At 49.5% G+C, this 22,313-nt stretch carries 23 protein-coding genes and 1 other annotated feature; of the genes, 1 reads left to right on the top strand and 22 read right to left on the bottom strand.

What is annotated here, in order from left to right:
- Positions 1–18: 18 nt before the first annotated feature.
- The 19 genes from rpoB to AC0VZ8_RS30770 form a co-directional block, all read right to left on the bottom strand.
- Positions 19–3,564: a DNA-directed RNA polymerase subunit beta gene (rpoB, locus tag AC0VZ8_RS30680; protein WP_071221023.1), complete on the bottom strand. Its 3,546-nt coding sequence runs from the start codon at positions 3,562–3,564 to the stop codon at positions 19–21.
- Positions 3,565–3,912: 348 nt separating this feature from the next.
- The gene (locus tag AC0VZ8_RS30685; RefSeq protein ID WP_475487787.1) at positions 3,913–4,518 is read right to left on the bottom strand and encodes a class I SAM-dependent methyltransferase; all 606 of its coding nucleotides are present in this window, start codon (positions 4,516–4,518) and stop codon (positions 3,913–3,915) included.
- Between the two features lie 182 nt (positions 4,519–4,700).
- Entirely contained in the window at positions 4,701–5,063 is a 363-nt protein-coding gene (gene rplL, locus AC0VZ8_RS30690; RefSeq protein WP_071221025.1) for a 50S ribosomal protein L7/L12, read from the bottom strand.
- Between the two features lie 68 nt (positions 5,064–5,131).
- Positions 5,132–5,635 carry a 50S ribosomal protein L10 gene (gene rplJ, locus AC0VZ8_RS30695; protein WP_009591975.1) on the bottom strand — a complete coding sequence of 168 codons (504 nt, stop codon included), beginning with the start codon at positions 5,633–5,635 and terminating at the stop codon, positions 5,132–5,134.
- 58 nt (positions 5,636–5,693) lie between these two features.
- Positions 5,694–5,852: a sequence feature (ribosomal protein L10 leader region), on the bottom strand.
- Between the two features lie 69 nt (positions 5,853–5,921).
- Positions 5,922–6,614: a 50S ribosomal protein L1 gene (gene rplA, locus AC0VZ8_RS30700; RefSeq protein WP_009591966.1), complete on the bottom strand. Its 693-nt coding sequence runs from the start codon at positions 6,612–6,614 to the stop codon at positions 5,922–5,924.
- An 80-nt stretch (positions 6,615–6,694) separates the two neighbouring features.
- Positions 6,695–7,120 carry a 50S ribosomal protein L11 gene (gene rplK / locus AC0VZ8_RS30705; RefSeq protein ID WP_006212938.1) on the bottom strand — a complete coding sequence of 142 codons (426 nt, stop codon included), beginning with the start codon at positions 7,118–7,120 and terminating at the stop codon, positions 6,695–6,697.
- A 71-nt stretch (positions 7,121–7,191) separates the two neighbouring features.
- Complete coding sequence (gene nusG / locus AC0VZ8_RS30710) at positions 7,192–7,725, bottom strand: transcription termination/antitermination protein NusG (protein WP_006212939.1); 534 nt, start codon at positions 7,723–7,725, stop codon at positions 7,192–7,194.
- A 21-nt stretch (positions 7,726–7,746) separates the two neighbouring features.
- Positions 7,747–7,938 carry a preprotein translocase subunit SecE gene (gene secE, locus AC0VZ8_RS30715; RefSeq protein ID WP_006212940.1) on the bottom strand — a complete coding sequence of 64 codons (192 nt, stop codon included), beginning with the start codon at positions 7,936–7,938 and terminating at the stop codon, positions 7,747–7,749.
- Between the two features lie 24 nt (positions 7,939–7,962).
- Positions 7,963–8,112, bottom strand: coding sequence for a 50S ribosomal protein L33 (gene rpmG / locus AC0VZ8_RS30720; protein ID WP_006212941.1), 150 nt, complete (start codon positions 8,110–8,112; stop codon positions 7,963–7,965).
- A gap of 575 nt (positions 8,113–8,687) precedes the next feature.
- Positions 8,688–9,332 (bottom strand): RNA polymerase sporulation sigma factor SigH, encoded by a 645-nt coding sequence (sigH, locus tag AC0VZ8_RS30725; RefSeq protein ID WP_194544959.1) that lies wholly within the window; start codon positions 9,330–9,332, stop codon positions 8,688–8,690.
- Between the two features lie 205 nt (positions 9,333–9,537).
- On the bottom strand, positions 9,538–10,056 hold the full coding sequence (locus AC0VZ8_RS30730; RefSeq protein WP_071221026.1) for an NYN domain-containing protein: 519 nt from the start codon (positions 10,054–10,056) through the stop codon (positions 9,538–9,540).
- A gap of 5 nt (positions 10,057–10,061) precedes the next feature.
- A complete protein-coding gene (gene rlmB / locus AC0VZ8_RS30735; protein WP_475485317.1) occupies positions 10,062–10,814 on the bottom strand; it encodes a 23S rRNA (guanosine(2251)-2'-O)-methyltransferase RlmB in 753 nt (250 codons plus the stop codon).
- A gap of 87 nt (positions 10,815–10,901) precedes the next feature.
- Positions 10,902–11,345 carry a Mini-ribonuclease 3 gene (locus tag AC0VZ8_RS30740; protein ID WP_475485318.1) on the bottom strand — a complete coding sequence of 148 codons (444 nt, stop codon included), beginning with the start codon at positions 11,343–11,345 and terminating at the stop codon, positions 10,902–10,904.
- On the bottom strand, positions 11,342–12,748 hold the full coding sequence (gene cysS, locus AC0VZ8_RS30745; protein WP_260069227.1) for a cysteine--tRNA ligase: 1,407 nt from the start codon (positions 12,746–12,748) through the stop codon (positions 11,342–11,344). Before cysS ends, AC0VZ8_RS30740 begins: the two co-directional genes overlap by 4 nt.
- Positions 12,749–12,805: 57 nt before the next feature.
- Positions 12,806–13,495, bottom strand: coding sequence for a serine O-acetyltransferase (gene cysE / locus AC0VZ8_RS30750; protein ID WP_260069226.1), 690 nt, complete (start codon positions 13,493–13,495; stop codon positions 12,806–12,808).
- 688 nt (positions 13,496–14,183) lie between these two features.
- Positions 14,184–15,647 carry a glutamate--tRNA ligase gene (gene gltX / locus AC0VZ8_RS30755; RefSeq protein WP_071221031.1) on the bottom strand — a complete coding sequence of 488 codons (1,464 nt, stop codon included), beginning with the start codon at positions 15,645–15,647 and terminating at the stop codon, positions 14,184–14,186.
- Positions 15,648–15,717: 70 nt separating this feature from the next.
- Positions 15,718–16,206 (bottom strand): 2-C-methyl-D-erythritol 2,4-cyclodiphosphate synthase, encoded by a 489-nt coding sequence (gene ispF, locus AC0VZ8_RS30760; protein ID WP_071221032.1) that lies wholly within the window; start codon positions 16,204–16,206, stop codon positions 15,718–15,720.
- A complete protein-coding gene (gene ispD, locus AC0VZ8_RS30765) occupies positions 16,203–16,898 on the bottom strand; it encodes a 2-C-methyl-D-erythritol 4-phosphate cytidylyltransferase (protein WP_475485319.1) in 696 nt (231 codons plus the stop codon). The genes ispF and ispD overlap by 4 nt, the downstream gene beginning before the upstream one ends.
- Before the next feature lie 77 nt (positions 16,899–16,975).
- The gene (locus AC0VZ8_RS30770) at positions 16,976–18,064 is read right to left on the bottom strand and encodes a PIN/TRAM domain-containing protein (RefSeq protein WP_071221034.1); all 1,089 of its coding nucleotides are present in this window, start codon (positions 18,062–18,064) and stop codon (positions 16,976–16,978) included.
- 397 nt (positions 18,065–18,461) lie between these two features.
- Between AC0VZ8_RS30770 and AC0VZ8_RS30775 the strand changes: the two genes are divergently transcribed.
- Positions 18,462–18,857 carry a nucleoside triphosphate pyrophosphohydrolase family protein gene (locus AC0VZ8_RS30775; protein ID WP_071221035.1) on the top strand — a complete coding sequence of 132 codons (396 nt, stop codon included), beginning with the start codon at positions 18,462–18,464 and terminating at the stop codon, positions 18,855–18,857.
- A 123-nt stretch (positions 18,858–18,980) separates the two neighbouring features.
- Here the strand turns inward: AC0VZ8_RS30775 and pssA are convergent, their stop codons facing one another.
- The 3 genes from pssA to radA are packed head-to-tail and all read right to left on the bottom strand — an operon-like array spanning position 18,981 to position 22,222.
- Positions 18,981–19,715, bottom strand: coding sequence for a CDP-diacylglycerol--serine O-phosphatidyltransferase (pssA, locus tag AC0VZ8_RS30780; protein ID WP_071221036.1), 735 nt, complete (start codon positions 19,713–19,715; stop codon positions 18,981–18,983).
- 49 nt (positions 19,716–19,764) lie between these two features.
- Entirely contained in the window at positions 19,765–20,841 is a 1,077-nt protein-coding gene (gene disA, locus AC0VZ8_RS30785; RefSeq protein ID WP_071221037.1) for a DNA integrity scanning diadenylate cyclase DisA, read from the bottom strand.
- A gap of 13 nt (positions 20,842–20,854) precedes the next feature.
- On the bottom strand, positions 20,855–22,222 hold the full coding sequence (gene radA / locus AC0VZ8_RS30790) for a DNA repair protein RadA (protein ID WP_098749113.1): 1,368 nt from the start codon (positions 22,220–22,222) through the stop codon (positions 20,855–20,857).
- Between the last annotated feature and the right edge of the window lie 91 nt (positions 22,223–22,313).

The following is a 22,313-nucleotide window of genomic DNA, read 5'->3' on the forward strand; positions in this document are numbered from 1 at the left end:
GGGGTGAATGATTGACCGTTATTCCACTCCGACTTCAGTGCCTTCCAAGTTAAGGCTCAGTTTATCACCTTGAGCATCGTCTTCGTCATCGAGTTCTTTCATCTCGATTTCCTCTTCATTCTCGCTCAGGATTTTGACATCCATACCGAGAGACTGAAGCTCTTTAATCAATACCTTGAACGATTCAGGAACACCCGGTTCCGGAACATTCTCGCCTTTGACGATGGATTCGTAGGTTTTCACCCGGCCGACCACGTCATCCGACTTGACGGTAAGAATTTCTTGCAGCGTATAAGCAGCACCGTAAGCTTCAAGTGCCCACACTTCCATCTCACCGAAGCGCTGTCCACCGAACTGAGCTTTACCACCCAGCGGCTGCTGCGTAACGAGAGAGTAGGGTCCCGTAGAACGGGCGTGAATTTTATCATCAACCATGTGCGCGAGCTTGATCATGTGCATGACGCCGACGGTAACCTCACGTTCAAATCGTTCACCCGTCCGTCCGTCGTACAATACGGTCTTACCATTGCGTTGCATGCCTGCTTCTTCCATCGTATCAAACACGTCATACTCGCTTGCACCATCAAATACCGGCGAAGCTACGTGAATGCCAAGCTGGAGCGCAGCCATACCCAAGTGAACCTCGAGCACCTGACCGATGTTCATCCGTGATGGAACCCCTAGAGGGTTCAACACAACTTGGACCGGCGTGCCATCTGGCAGGAACGGCATATCTTCTTCAGGCAAAATACGGGCAACGACACCTTTGTTACCGTGACGTCCGGCCATTTTGTCACCTTCGGAGATTTTACGTTTCTGTGCGATGTATACGCGAACCAGTTGGTTAACGCCCGGCGGCAACTCGTCGCCGTTCTCACGTGTAAACACCTTCACGTCTACGATGATTCCGTCACTACCGTGAGGAACGCGCAGCGAGGTATCGCGCACTTCGCGAGCCTTCTCACCGAAAATCGCATGCAGGAGACGCTCTTCTGCCGTCAGCTCGGTTACACCCTTAGGCGTTACCTTACCTACGAGAATATCTCCGGCGCTGATTTCGGCACCGATGCGGATAATTCCGCGCTCGTCAAGGTTCTTCAGCGCTTCTTCACCTACGTTAGGAATATCACGCGTAATTTCTTCCGGTCCGAGCTTCGTGTCACGAGCTTCGGATTCGTACTCCTCGATATGAATCGAAGTGTACACATCCTCTTTGACCAGTTTCTCGGAGAGAAGAATCGCATCCTCGTAGTTGTAACCTTCCCAAGTCATGAACGCAACAACGACGTTGCGGCCCAGTGCCAATTCACCCATCTCCGTGGATGGACCGTCTGCGAGAATGTCACCTTTTTTGATGACATCGCCGCGTTTAACGATTGGACGCTGATTGATGCATGTTCCTTGGTTCGAACGCATAAATTTGTGTAATTTATGTTTAATAAGATCGCCTTTGACTTCTTGTCCGTCGACATTTTCCACACGGCGGACCCAGATTTCATTAGCGGATGAACGTTCAATAATCCCGTCATGTTTGGATACAATACATACACCGGAGTCTTTCGCAGACTTGTGTTCCATTCCGGTTCCGACGAGCGGAGCTTTAGGAATAAGAAGCGGAACAGCCTGCCGCTGCATGTTGGATCCCATCAGCGCGCGGTTGGAGTCATCGTTCTCAAGGAACGGAATGAGCGCCGTCGCTACCGACACGACCTGCTTAGGCGATACGTCCATGTAGTCTACACGGTCGCTCGGCATAGGAAGGATGTTATCGGACTGCTTGTTATACCGGACGATTACCATTTCGTCAGCGAAGGTACCATCTTCGTTGAGTTCGGCGTTCGCCTGGGCAACGATGTAGTTATCCTCTTCGTCTGCAGTCAGGTAATCGATTTGGTCCGTTACTTTACCGGTCTTCGGATCCACCCAACGATACGGAGCTTCAATGAAGCCATATTCGTTGATGCGCGCAAACGTCGACAAGGAGTTGATCAGACCGATGTTCGGTCCCTCCGGCGTCTCGATCGGACACATACGGCCATAGTGACTGTGGTGAACGTCCCGCACTTCAAAGCCCGCACGCTCACGAGTCAAACCACCGGGTCCGAGAGCAGACAGACGACGTTTATGCGTCAGTTCCGCAAGCGGGTTGGTCTGATCCATGAACTGGGACAGCTGGGAGCTGCCGAAGAACTCTTTAATCGATGCGATAACCGGACGTATGTTGATAAGCGCCTGCGGCGTAATCACGTTTGCATCCTGAATCGACATTCTTTCACGAACGACACGTTCCATACGGGACAAACCGATACGGAACTGATTTTGAAGCAATTCGCCTACAGAACGCAGACGACGGTTACCCAGGTGGTCAATATCATCCGTGTTGCCAATCCCATGCAGCAGGTTGATGAAGTAGCTGATGGAAGAAATGATATCTGCCTGTGTAATGTGCTTCACCGATTTATCGATGTTTGCGTTCGCGATGACCTTCACGACTTTGGCATCCTCGATCGGCGAGAATACATCGATCGTTTGCAGCGGGATATCCTCGCTGTCCATCACACCGCCGGTAACATGATAATTCTTGAAGCCTACGCTCTTCTCAAGGTAAGGCATGATCTCGTCCAAAAGACGGCGGTCTACGGTTTGACCAGCTTCTGCAATGATCTCACCCGTATCGATGTCTATCAAACTTTCTGCCAAACGCTGATTGAAGAGACGGTTCTTAATATGAAGCTTCTTGTTGATCTTGTAGCGACCAACGTTAGCCAAATCATAACGCTTCGGATCGAAGAAACGGGCAACGAGAAGGCTCTTCGCATTCTCCAGTGTTGGCGGCTCGCCCGGACGAAGACGTTCATAGATTTCGATGAGCGCTTTTTCCGTAGAGTCGGTGTTGTCTTTATCCAGCGTATTTTGAATATATTCATCATTGCCCAGAAGATCCAGAATCTCGGCATCTGTACCAAAACCAAGTGCACGTAAAAGTACCGTTACAGGGATTTTACGGGTACGGTCGATCCGGACATAGATAATGTCCTTCGCGTCCATCTCCAGTTCAAGCCAAGCGCCGCGGTTAGGGATAACTGTTGCAGTGTACGTTGTCTTACCGTTTTTATCCACTTTTGTGCTGAAATAGACGCTGGGAGAGCGAACCAACTGGCTGACAATAACCCGTTCGGCACCATTGATAATGAATGTTCCGGTTTCCGTCATTAACGGGAAGTCTCCCATGAACACTTCCTGCTCCTTGACCTCTCCGGTCTCCTTGTTAATGAGCCGGACTTTCACGCGGAGCGGCGCCGCATAAGTAACGTCGCGTTCTTTCGCGTCATCGACGGTGTATTTCGGTTCTCCAAGGCTGTAGTCAATGAACTCTAGTACCAAATTACCTGTGAAATCCTGAATCGGCGAGATGTCCTGGAACATTTCGCGGAGTCCTTCCTCCAAAAACCATTCATAAGATTTTTGTTGGATTTCAATCAGGTTCGGAACTTCGAGTACCTCGTTAATACGAGCATAACTTCGCCGAGTGCGTCGACCATATTGAACAAGATGTCCTGCCAACTTAAACTCACCCCTCATGTCTACTCACTTTAAAAATTTCATTGCGAACCTCTGTTTGTAACACTATAATGGAACATACAGAGGACACTCCCATAAATAGAGAAAAGCCCTTATCGAATACCTTTTCGAAAAAAGAGCAGCTTATCCATGGTTATGATAATCATCTCATATCCTGTAGATTTGCCCAAAATGTACATATTATACGTCAATATGATCGACTTTATGCATCTTTCCGCATATTAAGTCTTGACATTTCAGCCAACTAAAGACAAAGAGACCATCCTAATACTGACATTTTATAATAATACCATACCAGCATACCCAAGTCAACAGCCTAGTCGAACTATTTTAAGAAGATTTCGTCGCTTTGAATATCCGGTATCCTTTATCCTTCGTTACTTCCTCAACATGATGAAATAGACTCTCCAGCTTCGCTTTGGCTGAAGGAGCGCCTTGCTTCTTCTGAATCACAACCCACAGCTGCCCATCCTCGCGCAGATGCTTCCACGCTTCTTCGAATATGGCATGCACCGTCTCTTTCCCGGCACGAATCGGCGGATTGGTAAGAACCACGTCGAATTGCTGACCCTGCACCGCAGCAAACAAATCGCTCTCCAAGATCGTCACATTGGATATACCATTACGTTTCGCATTCTCCTTGGCTAATTCGACAGCACGGCTATTAATGTCGATCATCGTCACATGTCCTTGGGGTGCCATTCTTGCCGCTGACAGACCGATCGGACCATATCCGCAGCCTACATCCAACACCTCAGCATGCTGATTAAAGTTCATAGCCTCTATTAATACCTTGCTCCCATAATCTACGCCACTCTTAGAGAATACGCCCGCGTCACTGAGAAAGTTGAAAGTCTGCCCCCGAAGCTCCGTCTTTAACTCCTTACGGTCATGAGCAATTTCCGGCTGATTCGAGTAATAATGTTGATTCGGCATCATTTCCTCCGTCTTGAATCAAAGTCTGCCGCCTAAGATATTTCGCTCTTAAGCGCTCTTATCCCAGTATAACCTTTCTTGCGGAGAATCAGTACCTTGTGATCTCCCCGCCACAATAACAAACCCCTTGAACAAATATTCAAGGGGTTTGATTCTTGCTGACGTGAATCTCAAGAAGTTAATTACTTAACTTCTACGGATGCGCCTGCTTCTTCCAATTTAGCTTTAACAGCTTCTGCTTCTTCTTTAGCTACTTTTTCTTTCAATGGTTTTGGAGCGTTGTCAACCAGTTCTTTTGCTTCTTTCAAGCCAAGACCTGTGATTTCGCGAACCACTTTGATTACATTGATTTTGGACGCGCCTGCGCTAGTCAGGATTACGTCGAACTCGGACTGCTCTGCTTCAGCAGCTACACCAGCGCCACCTACAACAGCTACTGGAGCTGCAGCAGTTACACCAAATTCTTCTTCGATTGCTTTAACGAGATCGTTCAGTTCCAGAACGGACATACCTTTAATTGCTTCCAAGATTTGCTCTTTGCTCATTTAAGTTGAACCTCCATTTATTATTAAGATTTTATAGTTGTTGTTACACAGCTTCAGCAAGACAAAGCTTATGCGCCTTGTTCTTCCTTCTCAGCAACAGCCTTAACTGCAAGCGCGAAGTTGCGCACTGGAGCTTGAAGCACGCTGAGGAGCATGGAGAGGAGACCTTCGCGGGACGGAAGTTCTGCCAGAGCTTTGATTTCGCTCTCTCCGATTACACGGCCTTCTACTACGCCGCCTTTCAATTTCAACGCGTCGTTTTTCTTAGCAAAATCGTTAAGGATTTTTGCTGGAGCGACAGCGTCATTGGTACCAAATGCAACAGCTGTTGGACCAGTCAAGACTTCGTCCAGATCAGTCAGCTCTGCTGCCGCAGTTGCACGGCGAAGCAGCGTGTTTTTCAGCACTTGGAACTCGACGCCAGCTTCACGAAGCTGTTTACGAAGTTCAGTTACTTGCGCAACGTTCAGTCCGCGATAGTCAGCAACTACTGTCGATACGCTCTCGCGCAGTTTAGCAGCAACGACATCAACCGCTTCTTGTTTCGCTTGAATCACTTTTGCGTTTGCCAATGATTACACCTCCTGGTTGTATTAGTAGCGTAAGAGCACCAAGCTCTCCGCTCTTCCTACGGGCACTAAAAAAGCCTCCGTAGAATCACGAAGGCCTGATGAATCATCATTTGGCCGGAGTAACCGGACAAATTGTTGACGTTCTATCATAACACCTCGGTAGGAAATTAAGCCTGCTTAGGGCACCTACTGTCTACGGTAAGCATATTCAACTTTAAGGGTCAGTCTCGAAGACTCACAACTGTTACATAATATCAAACCTCATCGACCAATGTCAATGGTAATATTATCTGTAGACGGTTGTGTTCACGCGAGCGCTTGGTCCCATTGTCGAGGAAACAGCGATGCCTTTCAGGTATACACCTTTAGCAGCAGCTGGTTTCGCACGATTCAATGCATCGATGAGAGCTTTGAGGTTCTCATTCAATTGAGCTGCATCGAAAGACACTTTACCGATCGGCGCGTGAATTTGACCTGCTTTGTCCAGACGGTACTCGATTTTACCGGCTTTGATTTCTTGAACAGCCTTAGCAACATCGAATGTAACCGTACCAGCTTTAGGGTTAGGCATCAGGCCTTTACCACCGAGCAGACGGCCAAGTTTACCGACTTCACTCATCATATCAGGTGTAGCTACGCAGACATCGAACTCGAACCAGCCTTGTTGGATTTTGTTGATCATGTCTTGATCGCCAACAAAATCAGCGCCAGCAGCTTCTGCCTCTTTCGCTTTTTCACCTTTTGCAAATACCAGAACGCGTTGTGTTTTACCTGTGCCGTGAGGCAAGACAACAACACCACGAACAGCCTGGTCTTGTTTACGCGGGTCTACACCCAAACGTACAGCCGCTTCAACAGTTTCGTCGAATTTGGCAGTTGCAGCCTTCTTCACAAGCTCTACAGCTTCCAAAGGCTCATAAGTTGCTTCGCTGTCAATCAGCTTCGCAGCTTCAACGTATTTTTTACCGTGTTTAGCCATGTTTGTTTTCCTCCTTTGTGGTGTTAGCGGAAATTCCTCCCACATAATCCGAACCTAGTTCGGTTTCAATCAAAAGACAATTAGTCTTCGATTGTGATACCCATACTACGGGCAGTACCTTCTACCATCTTCATTGCAGCTTCAACAGATGCAGCGTTCAGGTCAGGCATTTTTTGCTCAGCGATTTGACGAACAGCGTCACGCTTAACAGTTGCAACTTTCTTCTTGTTAGGCTCGCCGGATCCTTTTTCGATCTTAGCAGCCACACGAAGCAGAACAGCAGCCGGTGGAGTTTTAGTGATGAACGTAAAGGAACGATCTTCAAACACCGAAATTTCAACCGGAATGATCAGACCAGCTTGATCAGCAGTACGTGCGTTGAACTCTTTACAGAATGCCATGATGTTGACACCCGCTTGACCCAATGCAGGACCTACTGGAGGAGCCGGATTCGCTTTACCTGCAGGAATTTGCAGTTTCACAATCTTGATAACTTTCTTAGCCATGGTTGACACCTCCTTGCATCAATAGTGGTAGCGGACGCTTTGACACGCCCTCCCACAAGAAACCTGAAGAATTAAATCTTCTCCACTTGAGTATAATCCAACTCCAGCGGGGTTTCCCGTCCAAACATGTTGACGTGAACTTTCAACTTGCTCTTTTCAGCCAAAATCTCTTCCACGGAGCCCACAAAATTCGCAAAAGGACCAACCTTGATACGAACGGATTCCTTGATGTCGAATTCGATCTTCGGTTTCGGCTCTTCCATGCCCATATGCTTCAGAATCTGTTCTACTTCTTCTGGAAGCAAAGGCGTCGGTTTAGAACCGGACCCTGTCGAACCAACAAAACCGGTCACTCCTGGTGTATTGCGGACAACATACCAAGAATCATCGGTCTGAATCATTTCGACCAAGACATATCCCGGGTAAACTTTACGCATGACGGTTTTTTTCTTGCCGTCTTTGTTTACGATTTCTTCTTCCATCGGAACAAGAACGCGGAATATTTTGTCCTCCATGCCCATGGACTCGACACGTTTTTCCAAATTGGCTTTGACTTTATTCTCATACCCAGAGTAGGTATGAACTACGTACCATCTTTTTTCCATATCAAGCCACCTGGGACCCTTCTAAATTATCGCTTCGATCACAGCGGAAATACCGATGTCTACAACCCAAAAATAAATCGTGACAAACACAATGGTGCCGAGAACAATTAAAGTATAGTTCGTCAGTTCTTTACGATTGGGCCAGCGAACTTTTTTAAGTTCCGCCCAGCTTTCAGAGAAAAAGGAAAACAGAGACTTGAAACCACGTTTCACGCCGACTACACCTCCAAAAGAAAACTATCTGGTTTCGCGATGAGGAGTTTGCTCGTTACAGAACTTGCAAAATTTCTTCATCTCCATGCGGTCGGGGTGATTTCGCTTGTTTTTGGTGGTTGTGTAGTTTCTTTGTTTGCAGCTTGTACAAGCCAAAGTGATAATTACCCGCATGATGTGCACCTCCCGAAGACGTCCTTCTTTGTCAGAAGAATCGATATTGATCCTAGTAGAAACAACCTTGTTCTCATCGAAACCCGGTTATTTCTGCGAGATGAATAAAACCGTTGTTCCAAAAGCTGTAACAACGATCCATTCATAAAACACGCGAATTTAGGCCTACCTAAAACACTTTATCACAAGGATAGCGCCATTTCAAGCCTTTTTCTCTCTGATTGCGGGCTGCAATAAATGCCATTGCCAGCTAAACCAGGGAATGAGTCCCCGGAATATTGTAAACATCTCGCTGTAAAAAACTGTGGCGTTTCACAGTCTTTGTCCATCCTGCATAGCATTTAGTCTATATCCAGTATGTTCAATCTTCCAAGAGATGAAACACCAAATATTACACATTTTGCGTTTTGCGAAAATGGACATCTTGGAATTTCGTCCTATCATATCTGCCAGCTAAAAATAAATGGCGACAAAGTATAAAAAAGATCCTTCGCCGGCCATCCTGATTCAATAACGATCAGGCAATTAAAAAAAGGCTCTGATTGAGCCTTCTGCTTCTTATCCGACACTTGCTATTAATTATCCCTGACTTCCAGATAACGTTCAAGCTTTCGCTTTACTCGCTGGAGTGCATTGTCAATCGATTTTACATGACGCCTTAAATCTACCGCAATCTCTTGATAGGATCGACCGTCCAAATAGAGCATCAGGACTTTCCGTTCCAGCTCGCTTAAGATCTCTGACATCTTGTCTTCCAGGCCGACAAATTCCTCTTGATTGATGATCAGTTCCTCCGGATCGCTTACCGCAGTACCGCAAATGACATCCAGCAGCGTACGGTCCGAATCCTCATCATAAATCGGCTTGTCCAATGAGACATACGAATTGAGCGGAATATGCTTCTGTCTCGTAGCGGTCTTAATTGCCGTAATGATCTGCCTGGTAATGCAGAGCTCGGCAAAGGCCTTGAACGAGGACAGCTTATCCCCTTTAAAATCACGAATTGCCTTGTACAGCCCGATCATGCCTTCCTGGACAATATCTTCCCGGTCAGCGCCAATCAGAAAATAGGAGCGGGCTTTAGCACGTACAAAATTCCGGTATTTATTGATCAAATACTCCAGCGCCCCGCTATCACCCTCGCGGACCGCCTCGACAATGTCTTCATCGCTTATCACATCATACCCTGACAACATGACTTCCTTGAGGTCCACACTCAATAGAATCCCTCCGGCCCGGAACGCACGGTAGCCCGTCACTCGCTTGAAATATATGACAAGTATATATGATGTCTACTAGACCGTCAACTACGTTCTACCTAAAATAGACCGATAATAACATTTAATGTAAACTTTTTCATAGATTCATATACCGTTTTCATTCTCCAAATGAGCCGACCTCTCGTCCCTATTGTGTAAAACAGTTCTATTCCCTTCGCCAGCGCTCGAACGCCTGTCTCACATCCGGCGGTAGCTTCCCGTCAAGTGTATTCCTGCTCTTGGTCTGCTCTTTCGTTATTTTCTGCTTCACTTCGCGCTCGCTCTGCTCCACCTCGTTAAGCAACTCCCGGGCGGACAGCCGGAGTGCTCCCCGAGCAAAAATCACGTGCTGCTCAATTAAATCACTGGTCGCCACATAAATTTTTCGCCGGCGGTGGCTAAACTCCCCGACTAGCCGTTCAATGCACTCATCGGCGGTTTCTTTCTCCTTCGTAAAAAACACCTGAACCTTGCCTTGCGTGTAGGATTTCCCCAGTCCAGGAACACGGTATGCGTCAAAAATCACCACGACTCTGAGGCCTGAGAACGCCTGGTAATCCGCTAATTTCTCCAGCAGCATGTCTCGCGCTTCATGCATGCTGCTATTGGCGAGCTTCGCAAGATATGGCCAGCCGCCGATCATATTATAACCGTCGACCAGCAGCACATCCCGCCAATCGGCCATCATTGCTAACCTTGAAGGCGGCGACGGCGAAGCACTTCGTACATAACGACACCTGCGGCAACCGAGGCGTTAAGCGAATTGATCTTTCCGGCCATCGGCAGTTTCACAAGCACATCGCATTTCTCACGGATCAGACGCCCCATCCCTTTATTCTCATTACCGATAACGATAGCAACCGGCCCGTCAAAAACATCGGTGTCATACAATTCCTGAACGGCATCAACAACGGTCCCGACAACCCATACACCCATTTCCTTCAGCTGATCGATGGTTTGGCCCAGATTGGTCACCCTAGCTACGGGCACATACTCCACTGCGCCGGCAGATGTTTTGGATACCGTTGCCGTTACTTGTGCGGATCTGCGCTTAGGCAGTATGACGCCATGAGCACCCGTGCAGTCTGCCGTCCGGAGAATCGAGCCCAGATTGTGCGGATCCTCGATCTCGTCGAGAAGCAGCAAGAAAGGCGGTTCGCCTTTTTCCTCTGCAACCTTCAGCAAATCCTCCACTTCCACATAAGCATAGGGTGCCGCTTGCGCAACCACGCCTTGATGCTGAACTCCCGGAACCATCTGATCCAGCTTGCGTTTGTCCACATGCTGAATGACAATACCCAGTTTCTTCGCTTCCGCGATGATCGGCAGGGTCAGGTGCTTTTGCGCATTTTCGGCAATCCATATTTTGTTGATCGTACGTCCTGATTTGAGCGCTTCCGTTACGGAGTGCTTACCAGCTACTACTTCCTCTTCTTGCAACATGTAGTTCTCCTCCTGCATATCAGCCGGCGTCCCCTTGCGGAAACACCGGCTGTATCGTTTCAATGTGATGCGATATTGTCTAACGGTCTATTTAACAGCCCCCTCAATATACTCGATGCTCTTCCCTATGAGCTCACGGAGCCGGTCCTGCTCACCCGTATAATATAAATACCCAACCAGCGTCTCAAATGCCGTTGCATGCCGGTATTCGAGGACGTCGGCATTTTTGGGGATGCTGCCAGATTTGGCGTTGCGTCCCTGACGCACAATATCGCGCTCTTCTTCCGTCAACTCCGGATCCAGATAAGCCAATATTCGGCTCTGTGCCTTCGCCGACACAAATCCTGTTGCGGAACGGTGCAAGTGATGGGGGCGGAGATTCGCTCTCGATATCAAAAACTGCCGCACCGCCACCTCATAAATGGCATCTCCGATATAGGCAAGCACGATGGGCGGGATTAACCGGGCCGGCTTCGACGGCGGAAAATCGAACCAGCCTACTGCGGGATCATGAAACTCAGGCCCGCTCATTTACGCCGCCAGCGCATACCCTGCGCCGTATCCTCAAGCACGATGCCTTCATCCGCCAGCTTGTCGCGGATTTCATCCGCTCGGGCCCAGTTTTTATTCTTCCGGGCTTCGACACGTTCGGCAATCAGAGCTTCAATCTCCTCATCCAGCAACTCATCCGTGCCTGTATTTACGATGCGCAGCACGCCGTTCATTTCGTTGAAAGCGCGCAGCACTTCATGCAGGTCCGCCGCAGGAATCGAGGCTTCCTTCAACAGCTGATTCGCCTCGCTGGCCCATTGGAACATGGCGGTGATGGCGTCCGGCGTGTTGAAATCATCCTGCATTTTCTGGTGAAATTCGACAAGGACGGCCGATATTTTATCCGCAACTTCCTGGCTTACGTTATCGTCCTTCGAACCGATCGCGGTACTCAATCGATGCTCGATATTAGCCGCCGCATTCGCCAGACGTTCCACGCTGTTCTGCGCCTGCTCCATCACCTCATCGCTATAATTCAGCGGATTGCGGTAATGGGTGGACAACATGAAATAGCGGATAGCTTCTTTCGTATATTGTTCACGAAGTTCCTTAACCAATACACCGTTGCCTAACGATTTCGACATTTTCTCGTTATTGATGCGGATATATCCATTGTGCATCCAATAGTTCGCCAGCGGTTTCCCTGTCAGTGCCTCCGACTGCGCAACTTCGCATTCATGGTGTGGGAACTGCAGGTCCTGGCCGCCGCCATGGATATCCAGCGTATCCCCGAGATAACGACGGGCCATGGCGGAGCACTCAATATGCCAGCCTGGACGGCCGTCGCCCCAAGGACTGCTCCAGTAGATCTCTCCAGGCTTCGCGGCTTTCCATAGGACAAAGTCTTCCGGATTTTCTTTCCGCTTATCCACCTCAATCCGGATACCGAATTGCAGCTCGTCGAGATTTTGCTGGGACAGCTTCCCGTAATCGTCAAACTTGCGGGTCCGGTAGAATACATCTCCCCCGTTCTCATAAGCAAAGTCGCGGTCAATGAGTTCCTGGATGAATTCGATAATGTTCTCCATATTGTCCGTTACCCGTGGATTCAATGTCGCTCTTGGTATGCCAAGACCGTCCAGATCCTCGTAATAGGCGTTAATAAACTTATCCGCGACCTCCGGAACGGTCGTCCCGGTTTGCTCCGCTTTCCGGATCATTTTGTCATCCACATCCGTAAAGTTCACCACGTAATTCACATCATTACCCTGGTTCTCAAAGTAAGCTCGAACCACGTCGAAAAAGATCATCGGCCGAGCATTCCCGATATGGATATAATCGTACACGGTAGGACCGCACACGTAGATCTTTACCTTTCCGGGTTCCTGAGCAACAAACGTTTCTTTCATGCGGGTTAGCGTGTTATAGATTTGCAGTGCCATAGGTAACATCTCAATCCTTTCATTCCATCGCTTATTGTTCCTTCACGGCTTACGGGCTTACTCTTCTTTGGCCGAAGTCACAACGGCCTCGGATACCATGCCTTTAGGCTGGTTTCGTTTGCTCTCATGAAGCTCCGCCCGGAGCTGATCGATCTCCTTCTGCATCGAGCGGAGCATATCAACAATCGGATCGGGCAGATTCGTGTGATCCAGCCGGTCGCGCACCCGCTCCCCGTTCTGTTTCACGATTTTTCCCGGATTGCCGACAACGGTGCTGTTTTGAGGAACAGGTCTTAATACGACTGCATTGGAACCAATGTTACAGTTATCCCCAATCGTAAAGGAACCTAGCACTTTCGCCCCCGATCCGATGACCACATTGTTGCCGATGGTCGGGTGCCGCTTGCCTTTTTCCTTACCGGTTCCTCCAAGCGTAACCCCCTGGTAGATCACCACGTCATCCCCAATCTCACAGGTCTCTCCAATGACAACCCCCATCCCGTGGTCAATGAACAGCCGCTGCCCGATACGGGCTCCCGGATGAATCTCGATCCCTGTCATAAACCGGCTGAACTGGGATATCAACCGGGCCAGCGTATACCATCGCCGCTTAAATAATGCATGAGCTACCCGGTGCGCCCACAGTGCGTGAAGCCCCGAGTAGGTGAATACCACTTCAAAAAGTCCCCGGGCAGCCGGGTCATTCTCGAACACTGTCCGAATATCCGATTTCATCTGTTTAAACATGAACGCTCCCTCTTTCCCCTCTTCCAATCGCGCATGCAACTTGCTATCCATCGTTATTCCTGTAAATAAAAAACGCCCCTGCAGCTTATCGCTGCAGAGGCGCTAGACCGCGGTTCCACTCTGCTTAGAACCGGCACAAGCTTCCTCCCTTCGTCAGGGACGGATTCTACCGATTCTCTTCATGTCATTAACGGCAGACGACCGGCATGATCTAACGATTGTGTTCGCTTCAACCATGCAGCTCACAGGTGCATTTCCGCTGCAGGCGACGGGACAACTCTCAGCCGGCAAATTCAAGTGGTCCTTGTCTTCTGCCGATTGTCCTCTCTGGAACGTGCCTGTTTTACGCGTACTTCTCCTGATCGTAGCTTTTATATGTTTAATATTTGTTGATCTAGTTGATGGCAACAACGACAACGCTCTATAGAACGCTGCGATTCCGGATTGTGCTTCCGATCGCTGTTGCCTTCCGATTTCTTTAACGATTATTACTTAGGTGGAAATCGGAATGCAAAGGCGAACGCTTCGCTTCTACAGCACAATTCCGGCCTCTCCGCTACTTTCGCCGTAAGAGTGACTGCTACCAAACCTTAACCTAGATCAAAGAATACTTCACTTATAGTTTGGTGTAATTATAACTGATGAGATACGGGCTGACAAGGAACGTTTATCGAGGAAGCCGCCCGAATTATGCGCCTTTGATCTGAGAACGCAAACGGTCAAGCACGCGATCCCTGCCAAGCAGCCAGATCGTCTGGTTCAGGTCGCGGCCATGGGTTTGTCCCGTCAAGGCTACGCGGATCGGCATAAAGAGCTGTTTGCCCTTAAATCCGGTCTCCTTCTGAACTTCCTTGATCAGCGCCGCAATCTTCGGAGCGTTAAACTCATCCGTCTGCTCGATCTTCGCAAGGAATGCCGACAATACGACTGGTACCTGCTCGCCGCCCATCACTTCAATCCCTTCGGCATCCAGCTCCAAATGCGTACGGAAGAACACTTCCGACAGATCCACGATATCCGAAGCCGCCGTCAGCTGCTCCTGATAGAGCGCCACGAGCGCGCGTGCCCACTCCTCTTGCTCGGCCGTAAGCTCGGACGGCAAGCGGCTGGCTTTTTGCAGATGCGGAATGGCTAAATCGGCGATCCGATCCGGATCCGCGTTCTTGATATACGTGTTGTTCAGGTGAGCCAGCTTGTTCGTATCGAATACCGCCGGGCTCTTGGACAGACGATGCTCATCGAAGATCGAGATCAGCTGCTCTTGGGAGAACACTTCCTCTTCCCCTTCCGGAGACCAGCCTAGCAGCGAGATGAAGTTGAACAGCGCTTCAGGCAAATAGCCAAGCTGGTCATACTGCTCGATGAACTGGATGATCGATTCATTACGCTTGCTCAGCTTCTTATGATCTTCGCCCACGATCAGGGTCATATGTCCGAACTGAGGCGGCTCCCACCCGAAGGCTTCATAGATCATCAGCTGGCGCGGCGTATTGGAGATATGATCCTCCCCGCGGAGCACATGGCTGATCTTCATCAGATGATCGTCTAAGGCTACCGCGAAATTGTAGGTAGGAATGCCGTCTTTTTTGACGATAACGAAGTCGCCCGTCTCTTTGCTGTTAAACGAAATCGTACCCTTCACCATATCATCGAATGTGTAGATACGGTCTTCCGGAACGCGGAAGCGAATGCTGGCCACACGGCCTTCAGCCTCAAACGCCTGACGCTGCTCTTCCGTCAACTCCCGGTGCTTCCCGGAATAGCGCGGCGTTTCGCCGCGAGCCATCTGCTCTTCCCGCTCCTGCTCCAGCTCTTCTTCCGTGCAGTAGCAGCGGTAAGCAAGCCCGCGATCCAGAAGGTCCTGCCAATATTGTTTATAAATATCAAGACGCTCGGTCTGGCGATAAGGCCCGTACTCGCCCCCGACATCCACGCTTTCATCCCAGTCCATGCCCAGCCACTTCAAGTATTTCAGCTGGCTTTGCTCTCCGCCTTCTACGTTGCGTTTTACATCCGTATCCTCGATGCGAATAATGAATTTCCCGTTGTTTTTGCGGGCGAATAAATAATTGAATAATGCCGTTCTGGCATTGCCGATATGTAAATGTCCCGTTGGACTCGGTGCATAGCGCACGCGGACTTCTCCGGTCATTGTAAACCCCTCCGCTTCCCTATTCTTTCAAGATTCCTAGCTCAAAAAATTCCCTTATTGAACACATACTTCAAGATGATAGCACACCTTTTACGAGGCAGACAACCGATTGCGCGGCGATTCCTTCGCCCCTGCCGGTAAACCCGAGCTGCTCGGTAGTGGTCGCCTTCACGTTCACCTGATCCACCTCAGCATCCAGCGCTTTGGCGATCACTTCCGCCATCTGCGGAATATAGGGCGCCATCTTTGGCTTCTGCGCAATAATCGTGGAATCGATATTACCAAGTGTATACCCGCGTTCCTTGGCCATGACCCATACCTGCTCCAAAAGCTTCAGGCTGTCGGCGTCTTTAAAGGCAGGATCGTTATCGGGAAAGTGGCGCCCAATGTCGCCGAGCCCAAGCGCCCCCAGGATCGCGTCCGTTACGGCGTGCAACAGCACGTCGGCGTCGGAGTGCCCGAGAAGCCCTTTCTCATAAGGAATCGTGACGCCTCCGATGATGCACGGCCTTCCTTCTACAAGCTGATGTACGTCAAACCCCTGTCCTACTCGAATCATTCCATGTCCTCTCCCTTACGTTTCTGTAAAAAAGCCGCATATTCCAGATCCTCCGGCGTGGTGATTTTAATATTGCTGTATTTCCCCTCCACCACGGTTACCGGATGTCCTGCCCGCTCCATCAGCATGGCATCGTCGGTGCCTGTAAACCCATCCTTCGCCGCTGCCTCATGGGCGGACAGCAGGTCGGAAAGACGAAAAGCCTGTGGGGTCTGAACGGCCCACAGACTTTGACGGTCCGGGGTGCCTGTAATCTGCCCCTTACCGTTCACCTGTTTAATCGTATCCTTCACGGGAACCCCAAGTACCGAGGCGCCCTCGCGGATTGCCGCATCGCGGCAGGCTTCAATCTCTTCTTGCGTTACAAACGGCCTTACGCCGTCATGTATCATTACCCATTCTGAAGAAATTTGCTTGATGCCTTGGTATACGGACTGCTGCCTCTCGCTTCCCCCCGGGATTACAGCGGACACCTTGCCCAAACCGTATTCCTGTATCCAGGATTCGCAGCGATGGACATCCTCCATCCCCGTCACAAGCACAATTTCCTGCAGCCATGGTATCCGGCTGAATGCTTCAAGCGTATGAACGATAATGGGCTTTCCGTTCAGAGCCAGGTACTGCTTGCTCTCCCGGGTGCCCATCCTCGTTCCTTTTCCCGCTGCTACAATGACAGCGCCGAAGTTACTCATCAAGCACCAAACTCCTGTCTCACCCAACACGCCCTAAACGGACGAATAGCGGATATGTATATCCCCATCATACCCCTTTACTGGGCTTTTTCCAACAGTTTTGGTTTTGCGAAGATCATTCGGCCCGCCGAGGTTTGCAGTACGCTGGTAACGAGCACTTCCATCATCGTGCCGATGTACTCGCGACCGCCCTCCACGACGATCATCGTGCCGTCATCCAGATACGCGACGCCTTGACCATGCTCCTTGCCGTCCTTGATAATCTGTACCAGTATTTCTTCCCCTGGCAGGACCACCGGTTTGACCGCGTTAGCGAGATCATTAATGTTCAGGACCGACACACCCTGCAGCTCACAAACCTTATTTAAGTTAAAATCATTGGTGACCACTTTGCCTTGAAGCACTTTGGCCAGCTTCACCAGCTTGCTGTCGACCTCAGATATTTCCTCAAAGTCGCCTTCATAAATGAGTACCTTGACGTCCAGTTCTTTCTGGATTTTGTTCAAAATATCAAGGCCGCGCCGGCCGCGATTTCGCTTAAGAAGGTCTGAGGAATCCGCAATATGCTGAAGTTCCTCCAGAACAAACTCAGGAATGACAATCGTTCCTTCGATAAATCCGGTCTTGCAAATATCCGCAATTCTCCCGTCAATAATGACACTCGTATCCAAAATCTTATGTTCCTCTATGCGCCGGCCCTCAGGCTCAGCGGCTTGGCTCCACTTGCCCGACATCCACAAGGACGCCAATTCATCCTTCTTCTCCAGTCCAATGCGAAACCCGATGTAACCGCCGAGCAGCGTAATGCCAACCTGCAGCAGCTGCCCTGCTTGTCCAAGCAAGGACAACCCCGGTGACAGCAATAGCGACAGCAGCAGGCCGCTCAACAGTCCCGCTGTACCCGCAGCCAGCTCATTCATCGGAATCCGGGAGAACGAAGTGATCAGGCTGTGCAGCCATCTCGTGACCCGATCCGCTGACAGCACGCCGATCATGCCAAACAATAATCCTCCAAGCACCGCGAAGGCTCCGCTTCCCGCTGCAAATAAACCTTGTCCAAAAATAGGCGAGAGCCCTGAGAAAGACCGTTCCATTGTATGATATAACGTATACCCGCCCCATGCTCCGCATAATACTGTAAATGCTAAAATAGCTTTTTTTAACATGAGCTTCCGCACACCTCCTTTTTATACCTGAATATCTTTGCTTCTATTTTCCAGTATGGTCCAATTTATAAAGTCGTAATCGTGCCGACCCATCTTTTTTTAAGATTATCGAATGTAACGTTTTTCGGTGGAACCCAATAAATTGGATAATCGCAAGATAAACATCCTCAAAAACGCGGTGTCTCTTCTGTTGAAGTGCATCGATTGACGTTTTTTTTATAATATTTCCATATCCCCATATTCTACCGGTTTCGCCTACCCCCATCAGGCTTTGACGTGTACTGACATCAACCTCACAAATGGAATTGACCGCCTGCAGACACCTGAAATTGGTTGAAATCGCCTGAAGTAGTGGAATATAATGAACTCAATTCATAATATCGAGGTGGATGTATAAATGAGCGCTCCTAGTTTACAGGCTTTTCAGGACCAAGTTTCCGAATTGTTGCTCCGTCACCGCAGTCTCTTGGATGTTCTGTCTAAAAATGGTCAAAGCAATGCTTCAGTCAACCGGGCCGTAACCAAGGCCATCACAGAATGCGGATGCATCGAGCTCCACGCTACGAAGCAAACCTTCGATATCGGTGCTGATCTCGAATCAGCCCGGGAATTAGCCGGCACGCACGTCGAAGGCCATCTGTGCGAGAATTGCCGTGAAGCGGTAAGCACCGAGCTTGGCCGCAACCTATTTTATATGTCTGCCCTTGCGAATCTTCTGGACATTCAACTGGATGAGGTTGTTGTCAAGGAGTCGCAGAAATGCTCCACATTGGGTATTTTCAACCTGTCGTAAGACCGTTACCATGATGACGGTTCGTAACGGCAAGGCACTCCATGCATACAAAAAAAAGCATTTATCTCGCTGCGCTAGCAGGGAAATAAATGCTTTTTATTTGGAGATATGTCCGAATCCGGCTTATCGGTCAGAGGATTGATAGGCCTCATCTGAATTGGGATCATCTTTTTTGCGACGTTTTTTGCGGTTCAGCCTGCGGAAATTCTGCTGCAAGCCATAACCTGCGTAAAGGACCAATGGCAAGAATATCAGCTTGGAGGTCTGCTCTGGTAAGAACACGGCAACCATAACTGCGCCAATGATGACGAGCGGCGTAAATTTAATCGCTGTTTTCGGAATGCCAATCTTCTTGAAGTTCGGGTATTTGACTGCGCTAACCATGAGATAAGAAAGCAGAAGTACGGCAATAATCATATAAGTTGCTGTAATCTCTTCATGGAATAACGCCAAGGTTGCCAGCACGCCTCCCGCAGCGGGGATCGGCAGGCCGATAAAATATCCCGGTATGCCCGGACGAACATTAAATCTTGCAAGACGCAGTGCGCCGCACATCGGAAATATGGCGGTCACTGTCCAAGCCAGTGCTGTATTAATATCCGTAAACGCTACGGTATACATAATGAGTGCCGGTGCTACGCCGAATGAAATTACATCGGATAATGAGTCAAGTTCCTTACCGAGCTCGCTTTGGGCATTTAACGCCCGAGCTACCCGACCGTCCAGTCCGTCAAGGAGCATGGCAATGATAATCATAATAGCCGCCATACTCGTTCGACCTTCCGTCGCCAAGATGATACCAATCATTCCGAGAAACAGATTACCTAAAGTAAACATGTTCGGAATTGATTTCGTCATTTTTTATTCACCTCATTAATGTTACGTACGAACATCGATTGTAGGTCTTTTAGATTTGTCTGTCAATGAATACTTGTTCTTGCAATCGCTTCAGACCTTCTTTAATGGTGCGTGCGCGAACTTCGCCAATCCCGTCCACTTCATCAAGTTCATGGATGGAAGCGGTCATAATGCTGGATAAATCATGGAACTGATCTACCAGATTACGAACGATCACATTCGGCAGGCGCGGGATTTTGTTCAAAATTCGGTAACCACGCGGCAGTATTTCTTCCTCCGATGCAGCGGCGGAAGCCGGATAACCAAGAAGCCTTACAATATGATGAATGTCCAGCAGCTCCTCATCCGTTGAACGCTTCAGCGCGAGAATGATCTCGCGGATCTTCTCCTCGCTGTACTCCCGGGCATAGTCCGCATACAGCAGCCAAGCCTCTTCCTCCATATTGCTCACAAGCTCATCCATCTGCATGCTGATCAAGCGGCCTTCGTTACCGAGCTCGTTGATATAACGCTTGATCTCCTTCTTGATGCGGAGCACCATCTCGACGCGCTGTATCACATTCACGACTTCCGGAATGGTAACCAGTTCTTCAAATTCAGATGCCGAGAGGTTGGTGAGTGATTGATTAAGCACCACGCGGTATCGCTCCAAGGTCTGTATAGCCTGATTGGCCTTGGTTAGGATAACGCCGATTTCCTTCAATGCATACCGCAGCGATCCTTGATACAGCGTAATGATGTTTCGGCGCTGCGAGATGGACACAACCAGCTTGCCTGTCTGTTTCGCTACCCGCTCCGCTGTTCTGTGCCGTATCCCTGTCTCGATGGAAGAGATCGAGGAATCCGGAATCAGCTGGGTATTCGCATATAAGATTCGTTTCAAGTCTTCACTCAGGATGATGGCGCCGTCCATCTTGGCCAGTTCGTATAAATAGTTTGGCGAAAAATCGCAGTTAATGGAGAAGCCTCCGTCGACAACTTCCATTACCTCCGGGCTGTAGCCTACAACGATCAGGGCGCCCGTCTTCGCCCGCAGCACGTTCTCCAGTCCGTCGCGAAACGGCGTTCCCGGTGCTACCAGCTTTAGCAAATCATTCATTTTGTCCAGTTGGCTCGTTTCTTTCACCTTCGTATGCCCCCTAATCTAACGCAACCGCTAATGCATCTGCAACGGTGTTTACTCCTATAATTTGTATTCCTTTCGGATGCTTCCATCCCTTCAAACTCTTCTCCGGCATGAGTACGCGCTTAAAACCCAGCTTTTCGGCTTCTCTTACCCTCTGCTCTGCTCTTGAAACGGCCCGAACCTCACCGGTCAGACCCACCTCGCCAAAAATAACGTCATACGGCTTGGTCGGAATGTCGCGGAAGCTGGACGCTATGCTGACCGCTATGGCCAGATCCACCGCAGGTTCGTCGAGCTTCACACCGCCCGCTACGTTCAGATAGGCGTCTTGGGTTTGCAGGTACATGCCCATCCGTTTCTCCAGCACAGCAATGATTAGATTCATGCGGTGGTGGTCCACCCCTGTGCCCATCCGGCGCGGTGACGGGAAGTGGGTTGTGGAGATGAGCGCCTGCAGCTCGACCAGAACCGGGCGAGTTCCCTCCATGCTTGCAACAACGGTTGAACCCGCTACACCTAAAGGCCGTTCAGATAAAAACAGTTCGGATGGATTCCCGACTTCCCGAAGTCCATCCTCACCCATCTCAAAAATGCCAATCTCATTCGTCGAACCGAAACGGTTCTTTACCGCACGAAGCAAACGGTAAGTATGGTGACGCTCTCCTTCAAAATAAAGCACACAGTCCACCATGTGCTCCAGCATCCTTGGGCCTGCAATTGCGCCTTCCTTAGTCACATGACCGACCAGGACGGTCGCTATGCCTTTCACCTTCGCCAATCGCATGAAGCGTGCCGTACACTCCCGAACCTGGGAAACGCTGCCCGGCGCACTGGTTACCTCCGGCAAATACACCGTCTGAATGGAATCAATGACAACAAAGCCGGGCTTTACGTTCTCAATGGCTTCCTCAATCGATTCCAAATTGGTTTCACAAAGGACAAACAGCTCCGGGGACAGCGCCCCGAGCCGATCTGCACGCAGTTTGGTCTGGCGTACGGATTCCTCACCGGAAATGTACAGAACGCGTATACCGTTCTGGGCCAACCGATTGGAGGCTTGCAGCAGCAGCGTGGATTTGCCGATGCCGGGATCACCGCCGACTAACACGAGTGAACCTGGAACAAGCCCGCCGCCGAGCACACGGTTCAATTCCGCTATGCCCGTCTGGATTCTGGGTTCTTTACCGCTTTCTATATTTATGATCGAAAGAGGTTTTTCTTTACTATGAAAAAGAGGGGAATTCATCCCCTGCGTCTTGATTACCGTCTCGGTCTCCTCTACCATGGAATTCCATGATTGGCAGCCCGGACATTTTCCGAACCATTTGGGCGCTTCATAGCCGCACTCGGTACAGAAAAATTTCGTTTTAGTTTTTGCCATGTGAATCTCCTTTATGTCGCACATCATTTGTCGGATTCCGTAAAACCCTGCAAAATCAGGCATTACTCAAAGTTTACCATTTCTTATAATT

The sequence above is a fragment of the Paenibacillus sp. QJM3NY_38 genome, assembly GCF_056173265.1.